At 69.5% G+C, this 1,452-nt stretch carries 1 protein-coding gene and 2 pseudogenes; all 3 read left to right on the top strand.

Annotated elements, in window-relative coordinates:
- Window positions 1-282: pseudogene (locus AC27IQ_RS24510) on the top strand (heavy metal translocating P-type ATPase); the annotation flags it as partial.
- Between the two features lie 267 nt (window positions 283-549).
- Complete coding sequence (locus AC27IQ_RS24505) at window positions 550-1,185, top strand: YitT family protein (protein ID WP_487091136.1); 636 nt, start codon at window positions 550-552, stop codon at window positions 1,183-1,185.
- Window positions 1,186-1,250: 65 nt separating this feature from the next.
- Window positions 1,251-1,452, top strand: a pseudogene (locus AC27IQ_RS24500) (hypothetical protein); the annotation flags it as partial.

The following is a 1,452-nucleotide window of genomic DNA, read 5'->3' as shown; positions in this document are numbered from 1 at the left end:
GGCGGCGCCGGCACCGACGTGGCGATGGAGACGGCCGACGTGGTCATCATGAACGACGACCTGCGCCGCGTGGCCGAGACCGTGCGCCTGTCGCGCCGCACGCATGCCGTGCTGATGCAGAACATCGTGCTGGCACTGGGCATCAAGGCGGTGTTCTTCGGCCTGGCGCTGGCCGGGCACGCCACCATGTGGATGGCCGTGTTCGCGGACATGGGCGCCAGCCTGCTGGTGGTGGCGAACGGCCTGCGCATGCTGCGCAGCGAATCGCTATCAAAAAAATAGCGCCCGGCACAATCGAAATCCCGGCACCGGCCGGTTTTTGCTGAAGTTGCGGCGCGCCACCGGCCGGCACGGGGAGGGACCGGCCCGTGGCCTTGCCGGCTTTCGCTATTTGAACGTCGCGCTTCGCACATTCGCGTGCGGGCGCAGGCGGCCCGTGGGGTAATCATGGGTTCGACACCCCCTAGAATCCGCCCCATTTCACCGGTACCGGGCCGCCAGCCACTCGAACGGCCCCCGGTCCCCGGCCACGCCGCCTTCTCTTCCCGCATGAGCCCCCCCGCCCCGCCCACCCCGACATCCCCGCCGACCATGGTTCCCCACACCGCCACCGAAGACACCGCCGCCCTGTTCACGGGTGTGCTGCTCATTTCGGTGGGCGTGGGATTTTTCGGCAGCGCCGGCCTGCTCACGGGCGGCACGGCGGGGCTGGCCTTTCTGCTGCACTACGCGACCGACATGGGCTTCGGCAAGCTCTTCTTCCTGCTCAACCTGCCGTTCTACTGGCTGGCCTGGCGCAAGATGGGGCGCAGCTTCACCCTGAAGACCTTCGTGGCCATGGTGCTGCTGTCGGTGCTGACCGAGGCCCAGCCGGGCCTGATGGAATTCGTCGCGCTGCAGCCGCTCTATGCCGCGGTGGCGGGCGGGCTCATCACGGGCACGGGCTTTCTGGTGCTGTTCCGCCACCGGTGCAGCCTGGGCGGCATAGGCATCCTGGCGCTGTACCTGCAGGACCGCTACGGCTGGCGTGCGGGCAAGGTCCAGATGGCGGTGGACTGCTGCATCGTGCTGCTGGCGCTGTTCACGGTGGACCCGATGCGCGTGCTCTGGTCCATCGCGGGCGCCGTGGCGCTCAACCTGGTCGTGGCGATGAACCACCGCCCGGGCCGCTACATGGCCATGTAGCCGGCGCAGGCTCCGCCCGGAACTCCCGCAGCGCGGGGCTATCATTCCCGCCTATGCGCCGCGGCATGTTCCTCTTTCTCATCGTGCTCATGGCCCTTCGGGGCCTGGCGGGCAATGCCATGGCGGCCGGCATGCTGCCAGCGGTGGGCACGGCGGTGCATTCGGCCCATGCAGCGGCCGAACCGCGATCCGACACGCCCCCGGCGCACACCCTGCACACCGCGGCGCCCTCCGATGCCGCGGGCTGCCGCCCTGCCATGGCGAGGC

It is taken from the genome of Acidovorax sp. KPB24-07 (assembly GCF_057543315.1).
The sequence above is the reverse complement of the archived record's forward strand: the minus strand, read 5'-3'. Positions and strand labels throughout refer to the sequence as shown.

Coding starts and splice junctions, on each gene's coding strand:
- AC27IQ_RS24505 (WP_487091136.1), top strand. CDS start 550: ATGAGCCCCCCCGCCCCGCCCACCCCGACATCCCCGCCGACCATGGTT.